14 protein-coding genes are annotated in these 17647 nt (G+C 64.3%); 7 read left to right on the top strand and 7 right to left on the bottom strand.

Annotation, left to right across the window (positions count from 1 at the left end; genetic code table 11):
* Positions 1-2 precede the first annotated feature (2 nt).
* Positions 3-1067, top strand: a complete 1065-nt coding sequence (locus EG799_RS13540; RefSeq protein WP_234029165.1) for a mechanosensitive ion channel family protein — start codon at positions 3-5, stop codon at positions 1065-1067.
* Between the two features lie 61 nt (positions 1068-1128).
* Here EG799_RS13540 and EG799_RS13535 read toward each other — a convergent pair whose 3' ends face one another.
* The 3 genes from EG799_RS13535 to pgi form a co-directional block, all read right to left on the bottom strand.
* Positions 1129-1851, bottom strand: a complete 723-nt coding sequence (locus EG799_RS13535) for a hypothetical protein (protein WP_123882319.1) — start codon at positions 1849-1851, stop codon at positions 1129-1131.
* A 159-nt stretch (positions 1852-2010) separates the two neighbouring features.
* Positions 2011-2823: a Crp/Fnr family transcriptional regulator gene (locus tag EG799_RS13530; protein WP_123882316.1), complete on the bottom strand. Its 813-nt coding sequence runs from the start codon at positions 2821-2823 to the stop codon at positions 2011-2013.
* Positions 2824-2935: 112 nt separating this feature from the next.
* Positions 2936-4462 carry a glucose-6-phosphate isomerase gene (gene pgi / locus EG799_RS13525; protein ID WP_123882313.1) on the bottom strand — a complete coding sequence of 509 codons (1527 nt, stop codon included), beginning with the start codon at positions 4460-4462 and terminating at the stop codon, positions 2936-2938.
* Positions 4463-4674: 212 nt separating this feature from the next.
* On the opposite strand from pgi, the gene lepB reads away from it, so the two are divergent.
* Genes lepB through era form a run of 3 tightly spaced genes read left to right on the top strand, consistent with a single transcriptional unit; the run spans position 4675 to position 7099 of the window.
* Complete coding sequence (gene lepB / locus EG799_RS13520) at positions 4675-5529, top strand: signal peptidase I (protein WP_123882310.1); 855 nt, start codon at positions 4675-4677, stop codon at positions 5527-5529.
* Positions 5526-6197, top strand: a complete 672-nt coding sequence (gene rnc, locus EG799_RS13515; protein WP_181950902.1) for a ribonuclease III — start codon at positions 5526-5528, stop codon at positions 6195-6197. The genes lepB and rnc overlap by 4 nt, the downstream gene beginning before the upstream one ends.
* Entirely contained in the window at positions 6194-7099 is a 906-nt protein-coding gene (era, locus tag EG799_RS13510) for a GTPase Era (RefSeq protein WP_123882304.1), read from the top strand. Before rnc ends, era begins: the two co-directional genes overlap by 4 nt.
* 4 nt (positions 7100-7103) lie before the next feature.
* On the opposite strand, the gene EG799_RS13505 is transcribed toward era, so the two are convergent.
* The 4 genes from EG799_RS13505 to plsY form a co-directional block, all read right to left on the bottom strand.
* Complete coding sequence (locus tag EG799_RS13505) at positions 7104-8522, bottom strand: MFS transporter (RefSeq protein ID WP_123882301.1); 1419 nt, start codon at positions 8520-8522, stop codon at positions 7104-7106.
* 49 nt (positions 8523-8571) lie between these two features.
* Positions 8572-11199 (bottom strand): type I DNA topoisomerase, encoded by a 2628-nt coding sequence (gene topA, locus EG799_RS13500; protein ID WP_123882298.1) that lies wholly within the window; start codon positions 11197-11199, stop codon positions 8572-8574.
* Positions 11200-11376: 177 nt separating this feature from the next.
* Positions 11377-12495, bottom strand: a complete 1119-nt coding sequence (gene dprA, locus EG799_RS13495) for a DNA-processing protein DprA (protein WP_123882295.1) — start codon at positions 12493-12495, stop codon at positions 11377-11379.
* Positions 12492-13103, bottom strand: coding sequence for a glycerol-3-phosphate 1-O-acyltransferase PlsY (gene plsY / locus EG799_RS13490; protein WP_123882292.1), 612 nt, complete (start codon positions 13101-13103; stop codon positions 12492-12494). Before plsY ends, dprA begins: the two co-directional genes overlap by 4 nt.
* A gap of 143 nt (positions 13104-13246) precedes the next feature.
* Between plsY and murI the strand changes: the two genes are divergently transcribed.
* The 3 genes from murI to EG799_RS13475 all read left to right on the top strand — a co-directional run bounded on the left by murI (position 13247) and on the right by EG799_RS13475 (position 17641).
* Positions 13247-14017, top strand: a complete 771-nt coding sequence (murI, locus tag EG799_RS13485) for a glutamate racemase (RefSeq protein ID WP_325051119.1) — start codon at positions 13247-13249, stop codon at positions 14015-14017.
* 91 nt (positions 14018-14108) lie between these two features.
* Positions 14109-15329, top strand: a complete 1221-nt coding sequence (gene hemA / locus EG799_RS13480; RefSeq protein ID WP_123882286.1) for a 5-aminolevulinate synthase — start codon at positions 14109-14111, stop codon at positions 15327-15329.
* A 98-nt stretch (positions 15330-15427) separates the two neighbouring features.
* On the top strand, positions 15428-17641 hold the full coding sequence (locus EG799_RS13475; RefSeq protein WP_123882281.1) for a putative bifunctional diguanylate cyclase/phosphodiesterase: 2214 nt from the start codon (positions 15428-15430) through the stop codon (positions 17639-17641).
* Positions 17642-17647 lie beyond the last annotated feature (6 nt).

The following is a 17647-nucleotide window of genomic DNA, read 5'->3' as shown; positions in this document are numbered from 1 at the left end:
ACTTGACCGAACCTATCACCGCCCTGCTCGCCGCCGCCATCGCGGTGGCCGTAGCGCTGATGCTGCATTTCCTCGTCTTCCTGCTGCTGCGACGCGTCGCGCGGCGGTCCGACAGCGCAAGCGACAACGTCCTGATCGCCCGCATCTGCGGCCCGGTGCGCGTGGCGCTGGTGGCGCTGGCGCTGGTGCTCGTCGCCCAGCGTGTGACGATACTGGAGGAATGGTGGGCCGTGGTCGCCCGCTTCGTCATGCCAGTCATCGCCGGATGGATCGCCATCGCGGTGCTGCATGCCCTGGTCGAGACGATGAAGATCCGCGCCGATATCACCGTTGCGGACAACCTCGCCGCCCGCCGCAAGCGCACGCGTCTGTCGCTGTTCAGCCGCATCGCTACCTTCGTCATCGTGTTCGTGACCGTTGGCCTGGTGCTGCTGGCGATCCCCGGCGTGCGTGACATCGGCGTGGCGCTCGTCGCATCCGCCGGGCTGGCCGGGCTGGCCGTCGGGGCCGCGGCGCAGCCCGCCCTGAAATCGCTGATCGCCGGCGTGCAGATGGCGCTGACCGAGCCGATCAACATCGACGATGCCGTGGTGATCGAGGGCGAGTGGGGCTGGATCGAGGATATTCGCACCACCTATGTCGTGGTAAAGATATGGGACGAGCGCCGCCTGGTGGTGCCGACCGCGCATTTCCTCGATTCCGCGTTCCAGAACTGGACGAAGAAGACCGCCAACCTGCTCGGCACCGCCCTGCTCTACCTCGATCCCGCCACCCGCATCGGCCCGATCCGCGAGGAATTCGAACGCCAGATCGCGGGCAACAGGCGGTGGGACGGGCGGGTCAAGGTCGTGCAGGTGACCGAAACCATGCGCGACGCGATAGAGGTACGGCTGCTGATGAGCGCGACGGATTCGCCCACCCTGTTCGATCTCAGATGCGACATTCGCGAAGGCATGCTCGAATGGCTCGCCGACAACCAGCCCGAAGCCTTCGCCGCGACGCGGGTGATGACCCCGGCCCACGCGGCGCTTGCCCTCTCGGACCGGGCAGAACCGAAGGGCGCATGAAGAAGGCCGGCGAACGCGTGTCCGCCGGCCCTTTTCCTAGCAAGGTCAGATCACGGGCGCGTCAGGCAGTTCGGCCCGAATTGCGCGCGGCCTGGAATTCGCCGGGCGAGAGATACGTATCGCCGTCCTCGTCGAAGTAGAAGAACGTCTGCCCCGCCTGGTTGATCTGATCCTGCGTCAGATGCGGAGCGAGAGCATCGTTGGGGGCGGGCGGATTGGGATTGGTGGGCAAGGCCCAGATCGCATATTCCGCGACCGAAAGCTGACCGTCGTCATTGCGGTCGAGATAGGCGAAATCCATCTGGTTACGCGCCGGCATGGAATTGCCCGAAGCGGAACCGGACATCGACGAACCGCCATTCGCGCCCGCCATCGAGGAACCGCCGTTCGATCCCGACGCCGCACTGTCCGAACCATCGTCGGTCATGCTGCCGCCGCCGGTCGAACCGGAGGTGCCGGAATTGCCGGAACCGGTGGACATCGAATCGTTCGAGCCGGCGCTCGTCGCTCCGTCGGCCATGCCGCCGCCCGCATTCGTCGCGGATTGCATGTCGGCCATGTTCGCATCGTATTCGTCGCTCACGGCCTGACGGTCCATTGCATCGTAATTGGCCTGCTGATCGGCGTTGAGATCGCCGGCAACCGGATAGGCATCGTCGTTCACGTCGTTATCGACGATCTCGTCGACGTCATCGACCGGGGTGTTTTCCACGTCCTCGCTGTCGCAGGCCGCCAGGCTGAGAGCGGCGGCGGATACGAACAGTGTGGCGATGATCTTCTTCATTCGGAGTCTCCTCTTTCGTTCGGGTCGTTGGTCCTCAAATCCATCGGACGGGCAGAAGGTCCGACGCGGGCCAATATCCTCCGGGCGAAGCGAAGGGCCGGTGTTTCGAGCGATCGGGGCCGGCCCTGTCCGATATGGCGTCCCGACGGTTGCTGCCGTTCACCTCGTCGACGCGCCGTATTGATGGTCCGCCCGATCTAGGCCGGCTCGGTGTCGCGCGCCCCCAAGATAGAGGTAGTCGGGATCGAACCCGGCGAAGCTCGCCAACTCCCCGATATCGGCCACTGTTGCCGAATGGCTGCGATATTCCAGCAGGTTGGCGGCGCGCAATTCCTGCAGAAGCCGGTTCGTATGGACCGGGGTAAAGCCCAGGGCCTCACCAAGCTGGCCCTGCGTCAGCGGGAGAAAGAATGTTCCGTCGCGCACCATGTCCACGACCTCCAGCCGATAATACATCTCGCAGAAGAAGTGGGCCATGCGTTTCGCGCCCTTGCGCGACCCCAGGTTGACGATCCATTCGCGGTGGATCGAGGCATCGACCATCGTCGCGAACCACAGGATGCGCGCGAGACGCGGCCGCTCCTGAATGATGGCGTCGATATCCTCGTGATAGAGGCGCACGGTGCGGCAATCGGTCAGGGCGGTGATCGAGTGATCGAGACGCCCCAGCGGATAGGAATGCAGGTCGATGAAGTCGCCCGGCACCGTCACCTCGGCAATCTGCCGGTGCCCGGAATCGGTCATCTTCTCGCGGCATACGAAACCGTCCGAAAGGAGCGAGGAGAAGGTGACGGGACTACCTTCGGATACGAGTACGTCACCGGCCGAAAACCGGGTCGTGCCGCTCATGCGTTCGAGGAGCATCCTTTCCTCGGCATCGGAGAAGGCGAAGCGCTTGCGCACGGCCTTCACGAACTTGTCGACCGATCCCGTCGGTGCGACCCGGCGCCCGTTTGCGAAATCGCCAGCCACCTAGAAACTCCCCGTCAGATGCCCATTGCAGGGAAGGGTCGCATGATCCTGCAGTCGGCATGGAGCGGGTGCCAGCAATAAGATTACGCGCCAATAACAAAAGTTGGCATCATCACCCCACCCCCGCGGCTTTCAGCAAAGCCTCCGTGCTCGGATCGAACTTTTCGCCGCCCCTTTCGATCTTCTTGGCGATTTCCTTGCCCAGTTCCACGCCGAACTGGTCGAACGGATTGATGCCGAGCATCACCGCGTTGGCGAAAGTGCGATGTTCGTGAAAGGCGATCAGCGCGCCGAACGTGGCGGGGTCGAGATCGTCGCACAGTATCGTCGCGCTGGGCCGGTCGCCCGGATAGCGGCGCGCCGGATCGTCGCTGCCCCTGCCGGCCATCAGCGCCGCCCCTTGCGCGAAGCAGTTCATCAGCAGGATCGTATGATGCGCCGGGTCGAGCGTGTCGCCCGCCTCCACGCTGGCGATGAAGTCGACGGGCACGAGATGCGTGCCCTGGTGAAGAAGCTGGAACACCGCGTGCTGCGCGTCGGTGCCCACCCCGCCCCATGTGATCGGCGCGGTCGGACCAACCGGCTCTCCATCGACCCCCACACTCTTGCCGTTCGATTCCATTTCGAGCTGCTGAAGGTAGTCCGGCAGCAGGCGCAGCCGTTCGTCGTAGGCGAAGACGGCACGGGTCTGACAACCGCGCAGGCGGGTGTAGAACAGGTCGGCAAAGGCGGCGCGCAGCGGCAGGTTGCCGCGCCCGTCGGCCTCGCGAAAATGCCGGTCCATCGCTGCGGCCCCATCCAGCATGGCCTGGAAATCTTCCCACCCGGTCGCCACCGCGACGGGAAAGCCGATGGAGGACCACAGCGAATAGCGCCCGCCCACGCTTTCGGCGAAGGGCAGTATGCGCGTTTCGTCCACGCCCCATTCCACGGCCTTTTCCGGGGACGCGGTCAGCGCGACGACGCGCCCGGTCGGGTCGGCCACACCGCTGTCGGCCAGCCATTTCAGCACCGAGTGGGCGTTGGTCATCGTCTCTATGGTGGTGAACGTCTTGGAAGCGACGGCGAGCAGGGTGGTCGCCGGATCGCAGGCCGCGAACGCCTCCTCCAGCGCGACGCCGTCGACGTTGGAGACGACGTGAACGTCGACCAGCGGCTCGTCGCGGCCGAGCGCATCGACCGCCAGCGCCGGGCCGAGAGCGCTGCCGCCGATACCGACATGGATCAGGTGTCTGACCTCTCCCAGCGCACCTTCGTGGATGGCCCCGACCAGCAGTTTCATCCGTTCGCGCAGCGCCTCGGCCTCCTCGACGCTGGTATCGCGGCCGACACCGCGCAGGGCGGCGTGTTCCGCGGCGCGCTGCTCGGTCGGGTTGACGACTTCGCCGGCAAACATCCGGCGGCGCATCTCCGGGAAGTTGGCGGCCTCGGCCAGTCCTTCGAAATCGGCGAGCAGATCGTCGGTAAGGTGCGTCTTGGACCAGTCGAACACGATACCGAAGCGCTCGGCCCCGTTGCCGAGGTCGAGCCGGGTGGAGAGCTTGTCCACCCTGTCGCGGTCGGCATCGAACAGTTCCTGCAGCGTGGGGTCGGGGTGCAGGGCCAGCCGCTTCCAGGCCTCGTCGCGCGTCAGGGTCAAAGCTGCTATCCTTTCCTACAGTGACACCCCTTCGCTAGGCGTTCGCACCATGAATGAAAACCCGCAAACGCCGCCGTTTTCCGCCCCGCCCGCCAACCTTTCGCGCGGCCGGGCCGTTTCGCGTCAGGACATTGTCACACCTGTCACACCTTGCCCCTTTCACCATTGTCGCGCTTGACGCGCACGCCCGCTGGCAACATGACCCGATGCCGATGACCGACCCGAACATCAGAGAGATCGACGATCCCGCCGCGCGCCCGGCCGGCCCGCCCGCCGAACGCCAGGAAGGCGAGGACTGGAAGAGCTACCTGTGGTTCCTCGCCAAGCTGGTGATCGTCGTGCTGCTGTTCCGGACCTTCGTGTTCACCAGCTTCAACATCCCCAGCGAAAGCATGATGCCCCGCCTGCTGGTCGGCGACTACCTGTTCGCCGCCAAGTGGCCCTACGGCTATTCGCGCTACTCGCTGCCGGGGGACATCGACGTGGGCGATGGCCGCCTCTTCAACACGCTCCCGGAACGCGGCGACGTGGTCATCTTCAAGCATCCCATCGACCACACCGACTACATCAAGCGCGTGATCGGCCTGCCGGGCGACAAGGTGCAGATGATCAACGGCGTTCTCAACATCAACGATCAGCCCGTCGGCATGGAGCGGGTCGAGGATTTCGTGCTGCCGCTGCGCGAGGACGGACGGTGCTTCTCCGGTCGCTTCGTCGAGGCCGCCGCCAATGGTGGCTATGCGTGCCGTTATCCCCAGTTCCGCGAGACGCTGCCCAACGGGGTCGAACACAACATCCTCGATCTTGTCCCCGATGGCGATGTGGACGACACCGCCCCCGTCATCGTGCCCGACGGGTACCTGTTCATGATGGGCGACAATCGCGACAATTCGCAAGACAGTCGCCGCCCCTCCGTCGCGGGCGGCTGGGTCGGCCTGGTCCCGCAGGAGAACCTCGTGGCGCGCGCCAGCTTCATGTACTGGTCGACCGACGGCAGTGCCGAATGGCTGCTCCCCTGGACCTGGTTCACCGCCGCGAGGTGGAGCCGCATCGGGCGCGGCATTTGAGCGATCTGCCCTCCGAAACGCGCAGCTGGCTGGAGAATGCCGGCTTCACGGTGCGCGATGCAGCGCTCTGGAAAGAAGCGCTGACCCACGGCAGCACCGGCGACCCGCGCGATTACGAGCGGCTCGAGTTCCTCGGCGACCGCGTGCTCGGCCTGTCCATCGCCGACTGGCTCTACGACCGCAGCCAGAGCGCCGAAGGCCAGCTCGCCCAGCGCCTGAACGCGCTCGTCAGTCGTCAGACCTGCGCCGCGCGTGCTCGAGCGATCGGGGCGGCCGAGCATGTCCGGATGGGCAAGCAGGCGCGCGACGACGGTGCGGCGGATAGTGATAACGTGCTGGGCGACATCATGGAATCGCTGCTGGGCGCGAACTTCCTCGAAACCGGTTTTGATGCCACCAGAGATCTCGTCCGCCGGATCTGGAAGGACGCGGTTGCCGGCAAGACGGGGCGTTCGAAGCATCCCAAGAGCGCCTTGCAGGAATGGGCGGCGGGCAATCAGCGCCGTCCGCCGGAATACGAGGTGACGGGCACGTCCGGTCCCGACCACGCGCGGCGGTTCACCGTCCGGGTCCGCGTGCAAAAGGTCGGCGAGGTCGAGGCCAGCGCCGGCGGCAAGCAGGAAGCCGAAACGGAGGCCGCCAGGTTGTTCATGGAGAAATACGGGTGAGCGGAACGGACCAGACACGGTGCGGCGTCGTCGCCGTCATCGGTGCGCCGAATGCGGGCAAGTCGACGCTGGTCAACCAGCTCGTCGGGCAGAAGGTCGCGATCACCAGCGCAAAGGCCCAGACCACGCGCGCGCGCTTGCTGGGCATCGCGCTTGAGAGCGAGACGCAGATGATCCTGGTCGACACCCCCGGCATCTTCGCTCCGCGCCGAAGGCTCGACCGGGCAATGGTGAGCGCAGCGTGGGAAGGCGCCGTGGCGGCGGACGCAGTGCTGCTGGTCGTCGATCCGGTGAAGCAGCGGCGGCACGAACTGATGCCGCTTCTCGACCAGTTGAAGCACCGCTCGGAGCGCAAGATCCTGGTTCTGAACAAGGTCGACGTCAGCAAGAAGGAACCGCTACTCGAACTGGCGCAGGAGCTTGGCCAGGCGGTCGATTTCGCAGAGGTGTTCTTCGTCTCGGCACTGACCGGTGATGGCGTCCCCGAACTGAAGACCGCCCTCTCCGCGCTCATGCCCGAAGGCCCGTGGCACTATCCCGAGGATCAGGTGTCCGACGCTAGCGAACGCCTGCTCGCGAGCGAAGTTACGCGCGAACAGGTCTATCGCCAACTGCATGAAGAGCTGCCCTACGACGCCGCCGTGCGTCCCGAAAGCTACGAACAGCGCGAGGACGGCAGTGTCGAGATACGGCAGCAGATCGTCATCGCGCGGGCCAGTCAGAAGCCCATCGTGCTGGGCAAGAACGGGCGGCGCATAAAGGAGATTGGCGAGGCGGCGCGCAAGGAACTGTCGGACATGCTAGGGCAGAAGGTTCACCTGTTCCTCCACGTCAAGGTGGACGAGAACTGGGCCGAGAGCCGAGAAATCTACGAAGAGATCGGGCTGGACTGGGTGCGCTGAGGAATCAGGCGTTGGCCGGATTGTCGCGTTGGGCGAAGCGCGCCAGACTGCATGCCGCCGCTACCACCGCAAGCGCACAGGCAACGTAGAGCGGGGCCGGGCCGGTGCCGAGACCGCCGGCGAGCAGGATTCCCAGAACCACCGCGCCCAGCGCCTGCCCTACCAGTCGCGATGTCGACAGCAGTCCGCCTGCGGCAGCCGCCCGGGCCTTGGGCGCCCGTCCGATCAGCAGGCGGGAATTGGGAGCGAAGAACAGGCCGAACCCGATTGCCGCCAGCGCCAGGCGCCAGGCGATGCCCGTCTCGCCCGCGCTGGTCGGCATGACAGCGAGCAGCAGAAGACCTACAATCGCGATGGCCATGCCCGTAACCCCAAGCTTGGTAGCGGCAATCCGGTCGCTCATCCACCCGGCGAGAGGAGCGACGACAAGCAGCGTCAACGGGAAAGGAAGAAGCAGCAAACCCACCTTCTGCGGCGCGAAACCGAAGACTTCCTCCAGCCGGAAAGGAAGCGAAAGCATAAGGGCGGCCGATGCAATGAAGCTGGCAACCGCCGCCAGCGCCGACAATCCCAGGACCGGTTTCGCCAGCAGGTCGACGGGAACGACGGGTGCGGTGCGCGAGCGTTCCCGGCGGACGAGAAGGATCATGGAAACCACGCCGCCAACGAAGATGGCAAGGCCCATGGCGAAATTGTCATGCGTTGCCAGTTGAATACCGCCGATGAGGAACAGCATGGAGGCCGCGCTCCACACTCCGCTCACCACTTCCGAGGGCTTGTCTCGCTGCGGTACCGGATCGGGCAAGGAGCGGCCAAGCAACAGCGATACGATCGCCAGCGGGGCCGCAGCCACGAATACCCATTGCCAGGCGAGGTGGCCGACGATGTAGCCTCCGAGCGTCGGCGCTATGGCCGCGGAGCTGGCGACGATTACGGAATTGATCCCCATGCCCGTGCCCAGGCTCCTCGCCGGATAGGTCTGCCGCAGCATGGCGGCCGAAACACTCAGGGCCATTCCCGCACCAAGGGCCTGCAGGGCACGCAGCACCATCAGCACGGCAAAGGTATTCGCCAGCAGGCAGGCCGCGCTCGCGGCCATGAACACCATCTGTCCCCATTGATACAGGCGACGATGACCGATCTTGTCGCCGAAGCTCGAAAAGGGCAGCAACACCATTACGAGAACGAGCTGATAGACGGTCACGACATTGGTGACGACACCGTTCGAAACGTCGAGATCGCGGGCGATCGTAGGCAGCGCGACGTTGGCGATGGCTCCGTCGATCACCAGCAAGGCGGTACCGAAACTGATCGCGGCGATAGACCAGTAACGCCGGGGTCGCGGGATCCCGTCCTGCTCGTCCGCTTCGTCCACCGGGAGTGGCTGATTGATCCCGAGGGCACCTGTTCGCGCTTGCAGCATTCGGGCTATGTGGTGCGGCGGACCGAGGCTTCAAGCAATCTGCCAGCCGTCATTCCGCTTTCTTTTCCGTAGCCTCTTTGGCGGCGGAGGCCTTCTTCTTCTTCGCCGGTGCCCTCTTGGCGGCAGCCTTCTTCGCGGTAGCCTTCTTCGCAGTAGCCTTCTTCGCATTAGCCTTTTTTGGAGCGGCCTTCTTTCGGGTCTTCTTCTTGGTCGGCCCTTTCGCGGCGCGCGCGTTGATGAGGTCGACCGCCTGCTCCTCGGTCAAGTCTTCGGGCTTCGTGTCCTTGGGGATTGTCGCATTGGTCGTACCGTCGGTGACGTAGGGGCCGTAACGTCCGGGCATGACCTTCATCTCGCCCTCGCTCGTCGGATGCTTGCCAAGCGTCTTTATCGGTTCGGCCTTCTGCCGCCCCCCGCCCTTGCGCTGGGCGGCCTCCGCTAGCAGGCTCACCGCGGCGTTCATCCCGGTTTCGAACACGTCGCGCGTGCTTTGCAGCTTCGCATATTTCCCGTCGTGGCGAAGATAAGGCCCGTAGCGCCCGATACTCGCCTCGATATCCTTGCCCGTCTCGGGATGCTGGCCGACGATACGGGGCAGAGCGAGCAGTTTCAGCGCCCATTCCAGATCAAAATCGTCGATATCCCTGGGGATGCTCGCCCGCTTCGCTTCCTTCCCCTCGCCAAGTTGGACGTAGGGGCCGAAGCGCCCCGTCTTGCGTTCAACTGGCAGGCCGGTGTCGGGATCTTCGCCCATCACCGTATCGTCCGACCCGTCACCTTCGCCGGGCTGACCGAATTTGCGGCGGAAGGTGCACTCGGGGTAGTTCACGCATCCGATGAACGCGCCATAGCGTCCACCGCGCAGGTGCAGTTCGCCTCCCGTCCGGTTCTGCTCGGCGCATAGCGGGCACCAGCGCGGATCGTGGCCGTCAGCGCGGGGGGGAAAAAGGTAATCCTCGAGGAATGTATCAAGCACCTCCGTCACTTCGGAAGGCTGGCGCTCCATCACCTCGTCGCTCTTGGGCTTGAAGTCGCGCCAGAAGGTTTCCAGCAGCGCCTTGTATTCGGCGCGGCCGCCGGAAACCTCGTCCAGCTCGTCCTCCATGCCGGAGGTGAATTCGTAAGCGACATAGCGCTCGAAAAAGCGTTCGAGGAAGGCGGTCAGCAGGCGACCTGAATCCTCCGCGAAAAAGCGCTTCTGCTCCATTCGCACATATTCGCGATCGCGAAGCGTCTGGATGGTGCTGGCGTAGGTCGACGGGCGACCGATTCCCAGTTCCTCCAGCCGCTTGACCAGGCTCGCCTCGGAAAAACGAGGGGGCGGCTGGGTGAAGTGCTGGGTCGCCTCGACCGCCTTCTTCGCCGGGCTGTCGCCTTCGCGCATGGCCGGAAGCAGACCGTCGTCCTCGTCGTCCGACTTCGAATCGCGACCCTCCTCGTAAACGGCCAGGAAGCCCGGAAATTTCACAACCTGTCCGGTCGCCCGCAACTCGTGTCTGCCGGTGGGATCGCGCAGTGTGACGGTGGTACGCTCCAGGCGAGCCGACGCCATCTGGCTCGCCATCGCGCGCTTGAAGACGAGGTCGTACAGTTTCGCCTCGTCCCCAGAACCGGCGCGATCGCGCCAGAATTCGGTCGGACGGATCGCCTCGTGCGCTTCCTGTGCGTTCTTCGCCTTCGAGCTGTAGTGCCGGGGCTTTTCGGGCAGATAATGCCCGTCATACCGTTCGGCTATGGCCTTGCGGCAGGCCGAGATCGCGCTGCCGTCCATCTGCACGCCGTCGGTACGCATGTAGGTGATCGCGCCCGCCTCGTAGAGCGACTGCGCGAGCCGCATCGTATGACTGGAGGAAAAGCCCAGCTTGCGCGCTGCCTCCTGCTGCAACGTAGATGTCGTGAACGGCGGCGAGGGATGGCGTTTGAGCGGTTTAGTCTCGACCTGCTCGATGGTGAAGCGTGCATCCTCGACCGCCTTCTTCGCGCGGTCGGCGGTTCCTTCGTCACCGATGGAGAGCCGTTCGAGCTTTTCGCCATCGAAGCGCACGAGGCGCGCGTCGAAACTGGTGCCCCCCTGTTCCATCCTGGCGACGATCGACCAGTATTCGTCCGCCCGAAAGGCCTCGATCTCACGCTCGCGATCGACGATCAGGCGAAGCGCGACCGATTGCACGCGGCCCGCAGATTTCGCGCCGGGCAGCTTGCGCCACAACACCGGGCTAAGCGTAAAGCCGAACAGGTAATCGAGCGCCCGGCGGGCGAGATAGGCGTCGATCAGGTCCGTATCGAGTTCGCGCGGTGCCTTCATCGCGTCCGTGACCGCGGCCTTGGTGATGGCATTGAAGGTCACCCGTTCGACATCGGAAGGCAGCGCCTTGCGCTTCTTCAGCAATTCGAGGACGTGCCAGCTGATCGCCTCCCCTTCCCGGTCGGGGTCGGTGGCGAGGATGAGGCGGTCGGACTTCTTCGCCGCATCCGCGATGGCCTTGACCTGATCGCGGTTGCGTTTGTCCGCATAGACTTCCCAGTCCATGGCGAAACCCTCGTCCGGTCGTACGCTGCCGTCCTTGGGCGGCAGGTCGCGGACGTGCCCGTAGGACGCGAGAACCTTGTAGTCCTTGCCCAGGTACTTCTCGATGGTCTTCGCCTTTGCCGGCGATTCTACGATGACTAGCTGCATGATGGGGTGTGGCGATCCTTACGCGTGTACATACGCGCGAGGGTGGTTGCGGTTTCGTAGCGGCGTCAAGCGGCTTTGCGGCGATCACAATGCGAACCCCGCTGTCTGGTATTTTTTAACGGCATGGCCGGCCCGGTCGCCCTGAAGGGCCTCGCTCGACGATATGCTTCGCAAGGACTATCCGGACAGGCTGACCCTGCCGCCCGCGTGCCGCTCCAGCCGGCCGGCTATCTCCAGCTCGAGGAGTGCCATCTGTACGGCCCCCGCGCTCGAACCCGACTGGCGAATGATCTCGTCGACCGCAACCGGGGCGCGGGTAAGCAGACCGGCGATGGAGCCGGGATCGGATGTCGCGAAGCTGTCGGTATCCTCGAATGTCTGGTGATGATCGAAGGTGGTTCCTGTCTCGCGGAAGGTGGAACGGGGGGTTCCGTCGAAACCGGATAGGAGTTCGGTCACGTCGTCCGGCGACTGCACCAGCACCGCGCCATCCCGGATCAGCTGGTTGCAACCCTGACTGCGCGCTTCCAGCGGGCTGCCGGGTATCGCCATCACCTCCCGCCCCATCTCGCCGGCAAGCCGAGCGGTGATGAGCGAGCCGGACCTGAGCGCCGCCTCCACGACCAGGGTGCCAAGCGAAAGACCCGCGATGATCCGGTTACGCTTGGGGAAGTGCTGGCCGCGCGGCTGCGTTCCCGGCGCTTCCTCGGCAACGAGCAGCGCATCGGCGGCGATGCGCTCCTGCAGGTCTGCGTGCTGATGGGGATAGGCGACGTCGATGCCACTGGCGATGACCCCGATGGTCGCGGGCATCGAGCCCTCGTGCGCGGCACCATCGATTCCGCGGGCCAGCCCGGACACGACCACGAACCCCTGTGCCGATAGTCCTTGCGCGAAGTCGCGCGCCAGTTTCACTGCGGCGGCAGATGCGTTGCGTGCACCGACCATCGCTACGCACGGGCGCGACGCCAGCGACAGGTCGCCGCGCACGGTCAGGATCGGCGGGGCGCCTTCGATGTCTGCGAGGTTCGCGGGATAATCGGGTGAATCGTGAAAGACATAACGCGCGCCCGCCCGCCGCGCGGCGGCTATTTCCGCCTCGACGCGGTCCCTCCGGGCAGGCGTGTAATCCCGCCGCGCGCCGCGGCTGGCGAGGTCGGGAAGTGCCTCCACGGCCGCTTGTGCATTGCCGAACCGGGCGAGTAGCTGGGCATAGCTGACCGGCCCGATATTGGCCGAGCGTAACAGGCGGATGCGGGCGAAAGCCTCGTCCTGGGTCAACGCGGAAGCGGTCACCTTCCCCCGCCGACCTTTGGTTCCTCGCCGCGCGAAAGTCGCCCGATATTTGCCCTGTGCAGCCAGATAACGAGGATGGCGATGACGATCAGGACCGGCACGTATTGCACATTGCCGAACAGCCAGGCGGCAACCGCGGCGGCGACCACCGCGCACATTCCGGCAAGGGAGCTGATCCGAACCAGGGCAAGCATCAACAGCCATACCGCAGCGTAAATCAACCCGATCGGCCACGACAGACCGAACGCGACGCCGGCATTGGTCGCAACACCCTTTCCCCCACGAAAGCCTAGCCACACGGGGAAGCAGTGACCCAGCACCGCACCCAGGGCCGCAAGCGGCGCCGGGCCCCACGCGGCCTGCGGGAGGTCGGTGGGCTGATCGAACATCGCCTTCGCAAGCAGGACAGGTGCCAGACCCTTGGCCAGATCGAGCAGCAGCGTCGCCGCCGCAAGCCACTTGCTACCTGTGCGCAGCACGTTCGTGGCGCCGATATTGCCGCTGCCGATCGTTCGAATGTCACCCTTCCCCGCCAGCCTGGCGATCAGCAGGCCAAAAGGGATCGAACCGAACAGATAACCGATGAAAAGGGCGAGAATCTGGTCCACCCGCGCTCCCTAACCGTTCGCCCGATGCTTGTCGAAGGCGAGTTTTTCCGCCAAGGGCCGCGACCGATCATCACGAAGGGCTATCGAAAGCGCCCGGAGGAGCGGAGTTCGTCTTGCAAGTCCACCCCAGTTCGCCAATCCTGTTGTTCGACTCGGGACTGGGCGGCCTCACGGTGCTGCACGCCCTGCGCGAAATTCTACCTGAAGCGCCGGTGATCTACGCGGCCGATACCGCCGGCCTCCCTTATGGCGAGAAGACCGAGGCGGAAATCGCGGCCCGGGTTGCCGGATTGCTCGGGCGGATGAGCGAGCGCTATGCCCCGCGCCTCGTCTGCATCGCCTGCAATACCGCCAGCACCATTGCGCTGGGAATGGTGCGGGACGTGCTCGAAATTCCCATCGTCGGCACCGTGCCCGCGATCAAGCCCGCCGCGGCGATGACCGAAACGGGCGTGATCGGCTTGCTCGGCACCGCGGCGACGATCCGGCAGAAATACGTCAACGACCTCGAAGCCCAATTCGCGGCGGACAGAAAACTTATACGCTTTCCGGCGCCCGAGCTTGTCCATGCCGCCGAAGCGAAAATGCGGGGTGAAAAGGTCGATCTTGCGGTCATCGGCGATGCAATTGCCGGATTGCGCGATCGACAATTCGGCGACGTAATCGACACCGTGGTTCTGGCTTGCACGCATTTCCCCTTGTTGCGAGACGAATTGCAGCAGGTTTTCGGAGATCACGTAAGATTGGTCGATGGGGCCAATGGCATCGCTCGCCGCATAGCCCACCTGACCCGCGGACAACCCTTCTCGCGATCACGCGCGGACCGCGCCGTGTTCACCGCCCAGCCTGACAGTCGCCCCTGCTTTGCCAAGACGATGGCTCGATATGGCCTCGATGAACTAGCGCTCTTCTAGTTGCGAACGTCTCGCAAACTTCGTCCTTCAAACTGGCGCTCCAAGCGCTTAAGTCGCAAGCCGAGAACAGCGGGCAGTGCGGACGCGGCGAGTGAATTACGAACACATCTTCGACGAGGCTATCGACCGCCTGCATTCGGAAGGCCGCTACCGCGTCTTCATCGACATCCTGCGCAACAAGGGCGCGTTCCCCAATGCGCGCTGCTTTGCCGGGCACAACGGCCCCAAGCCGATCACCGTGTGGTGTTCGAACGATTACCTTTCGATGGGCCAGCATCCCAAGGTCGTCGCCGCGATGGAAGATGCGCTGCACGATGTTGGCGCGGGATCCGGCGGTACGCGGAATATCGGTGGCAACACGCACTATCACATCCAGCTGGAGCAGGAACTCGCCGGGCTGCACGGCAAGGAAGCGGCGCTGATCTTCACCAGCGGTTACGTCTCCAACGATGCGACATTGTCCACGCTGGCGAAGCTACTGCCGGGCTGCGTGATCTTTTCGGACGAACTCAATCACGCCAGCATGATCGCCGGCATTCGCAATTCGGGCTGTCCGAAGCGGGTGTACCGGCACAACGACCTCGCCCATCTCGAGGAACTTCTCGCGGCGGAAGACGCGGACACGCCCAAGCTGATCGCCTTCGAGAGCGTGTATTCGATGGATGGCGATGTCGCCCCGGTCCACGCAATCTGCGACCTGGCCGAGAAGTACAACGCCCTCACCTACATCGACGAGGTCCACGCTGTCGGCATGTATGGCCAGCACGGCGGCGGAATCTCGGAGCGTGACGACGCCGCCCACCGGATCGACCTGATCGAAGGCACGATGGGCAAGGCGTTCGGCGTGATGGGCGGCTACGTCGCATCGAGCCGCAAGGTCATCGACTGTATTCGCTCTTACGCGCCAGGCTTCATTTTCACCACGTCGCTCAGTCCGGTGCTGGTAGCGGGGGTGCTTGCCTCGGTCCGTCACCTCAAGGAATCGAGCGTGGAGCGCGAGGCACAGCAGGCGAACGCCGCCTCGCTCAAGCGCCATTTCCGCGAGGCCGGACTGCCGGTGATGGATTCGACTACGCACATCGTTCCGCTGATGGTCGGCGATCCGGTGCGCGCCAAGACGATCAGCGACATTCTGCTCGCCGAATACGGCGTCTATGTGCAGCCGATCAATTTCCCCACGGTGCCCCGCGGGACCGAGCGACTGCGGTTCACCCCCGGGCCCACGCATACCGAGGGCATGATGGTGGAGTTGACCGACTCTCTGGTCGAGATCTGGGATCGCCTGGACCTCGAACTGCAAAAAGCCGCGTGATTTCAACGCCGGCGCAGATACGTTAAATCCGAATAAACCATTTTCACCCATAGCCCCCGCGACGCCGAATTCCCGGCGCGCCAGTATTGCGGGGACCCATGCCGGTCAGAAGTCTGCTCAAGGGGTTCGGAAATGCCGGTGGTGATCGGCGGGCGGTGGCCGTTGCGCACTCCGAAACGCCAGGCACCGTACGGCAGGACGATACGACCCGCAGGCTGGCGATACTTGATGATTTCGAACAGGCTGGGATCGGCTGGATCTGGGCCAGCGACGCCGAAGGACGCCTTATCTACCTCTCCGAAAAGGCGGCCGAAAAGATCGGCAGCCCGCTCGAGGATGTTCTTGGCAGGCCGCTGACATCGCTTTTCGAAGTCGACCCGCAGAATCCCGACGAACGCTCCGACCGCCCGCTCAACTTCCAGCTTTCGGCGCGCAACAAGATCGGAGATCTCGTGGTGCGGATTTCGTCGGGCACCCAGCAGCAGAAATGGTGGTCGCTTTCGGGGCATCCGAAACTCGATGCGAGTGGCAGGTTTCTGGGCTACCGGGGAAGCGCGAAGGACGTGACGGTGGCCTATCAGCGCAAGCTGGAGGACTCGCGTCTGGCCGAGTACGATTCGCTCACCGGGCTTGCCAACCGGCACCGGATGGAACGACGCCTGGACACCACGCTTGCCGCCTACAAAAGCGCGAAGCGATCCTGCGCGCTGCTTATGCTCGATCTCGACCGCTTCAAGCAGGTCAACGATACGATGGGCCACCCGGCGGGCGATGAACTGCTGCGCCAGGTCGCGGACCGGTTGCGCTCTCTGATCGGAGAAACGGGTGAGATCGGGCGCCTTGGCGGCGATGAATTCCAGGTTATCGTTCCCGACCTGGACGACCGCGGCCGGCTTGGTGAACTGGCCGAGAAAATCATCAACATTCTCACGCAGCCATACAATCTGGACGGGCGCCGCGCGATGATCGGCAGTTCGGTAGGCATCTCCATCGCTCCGTATGACGGGCTGGAGAAGGACGAACTCGTGCGGGCGGCCGACCTGGCGCTTTACGCTGCCAAGAACAGCGGACGCGGCACCTTCCGCTTCTATTCCGCCGATCTCAAGGACGAGGAAGAGGAACGCCAGCTCCTGCTCGACGACCTGCGCGAAGCACTGGCGGCGGAGGAGCTGGAACTTCACTACCAGCCTGTCGTGCGCACGGCGGACAACCATGTCGTCGGCTTCGAGGCGCTGATGCGCTGGGAGCATCCCGAGCGGGGTCAGGTCAGCCCTGGCGTCTTCATTCCCGTTGCGGAAAGCAGCAATCTCATCAACCAGATCGGCGAATGGGCCATCCGAAAGGCCTGCGAGGACGCCTTGGAATGGCCGGAAACGGTCCGTGTGGCAGTGAACGTATCGGCCAAGCAATTCGCCAATAGCGGCTTCCCCGCCATCGTCACCAGCGCGCTCGCCGAAAGCGGGATAGCGCCCGACCGGCTGGAACTGGAGCTGACCGAAACGGTGTTCATGGGGGACAGCGAGGCGACGGACGCGACGTTCAAGACGCTGAAATCCCTGGGTGTGCGTCTGGCGCTCGACGATTTCGGAACCGGCTATTCCTCGCTCAGCTATCTGCGCTCCGCCCCGTTCGACAAGATCAAGGTAGACAAGAGCTTCGTCGATTCCTGCACGCAGAAAGATCAGAACAGCGCGAAGATCATCACGGCTATCATCGGCCTGTCCACGGCGCTTGGCATGGAAACCACGGTCGAAGGCGTGGAGGCGTTCGACCAGTTCGATCTCGTCTGCGACAAGGGTGCCAAGTACATTCAGGGGTGGATCTATTCGAAGGCCCGGCCGCAGGAAGACATCCTCGAAAACATCGCCAGCGGTGGATTCAAGATCGAACCGAGGGGGCCGGACACCTACCGGGCCGACCGGCGAAGCGTGTTCCGCCGTATCGGCGTTATTCACGAAGACCACCGCTACAACGCCGTGATGCGCGACCTGTCCACCACCGGCTCGCGGATCGAAGGACTGGTCGGTGTCCCGATCGGGACGGGTCTCGTCCTCGATCTCGGAGCGGGTCAGCTCGTCGTTTGCGAGGTGAAGCGCAGCGAAGGGGCGACTTTCGCGGTGGAGTTCGAAACTCCGCTTGTCAATGACGGCGCCGGCGGGCTCGTGACGCGCCACCGGGTCAGCCCCTATGCACTGGCCGCCGCCGGAATGCCGCTGGCATCCCTTCCGCCTGGCAATTATCCCTCCGCGCTTCTGGGCGACGGGCCGAAAAGCAAGCCGCAATTCATGGAAGTGACAGTCCAGAAAGGCTGACCGCCC

This window comes from Aurantiacibacter spongiae, assembly GCF_003815535.1.
Classification (GTDB): Bacteria; Pseudomonadota; Alphaproteobacteria; order Sphingomonadales; family Sphingomonadaceae; genus Alteraurantiacibacter; species Alteraurantiacibacter spongiae.
This window is presented reverse-complemented; position numbering and strand designations above follow the sequence as displayed.

Bases quoted from the DNA above. Each gene is read 5' to 3' on its own strand.
- topA (WP_123882298.1), bottom strand. From the start codon at position 11,199: ATGCAGCTAGTCATCGTAGAATCGCCGGCAAAGGCGAAGACCATCGAG.
- EG799_RS13475 (WP_123882281.1), top strand. From the start codon at position 15,428: ATGCCGGTCAGAAGTCTGCTCAAGGGGTTCGGAAATGCCGGTGGTGAT.
- EG799_RS13535 (WP_123882319.1), bottom strand. From the start codon at position 1,851: ATGAAGAAGATCATCGCCACACTGTTCGTATCCGCCGCCGCTCTCAGC.
- EG799_RS13505 (WP_123882301.1), bottom strand. From the start codon at position 8,522: ATGCTGCAAGCGCGAACAGGTGCCCTCGGGATCAATCAGCCACTCCCG.
- lepB (WP_123882310.1), top strand. From the start codon at position 4,675: ATGACCGACCCGAACATCAGAGAGATCGACGATCCCGCCGCGCGCCCG.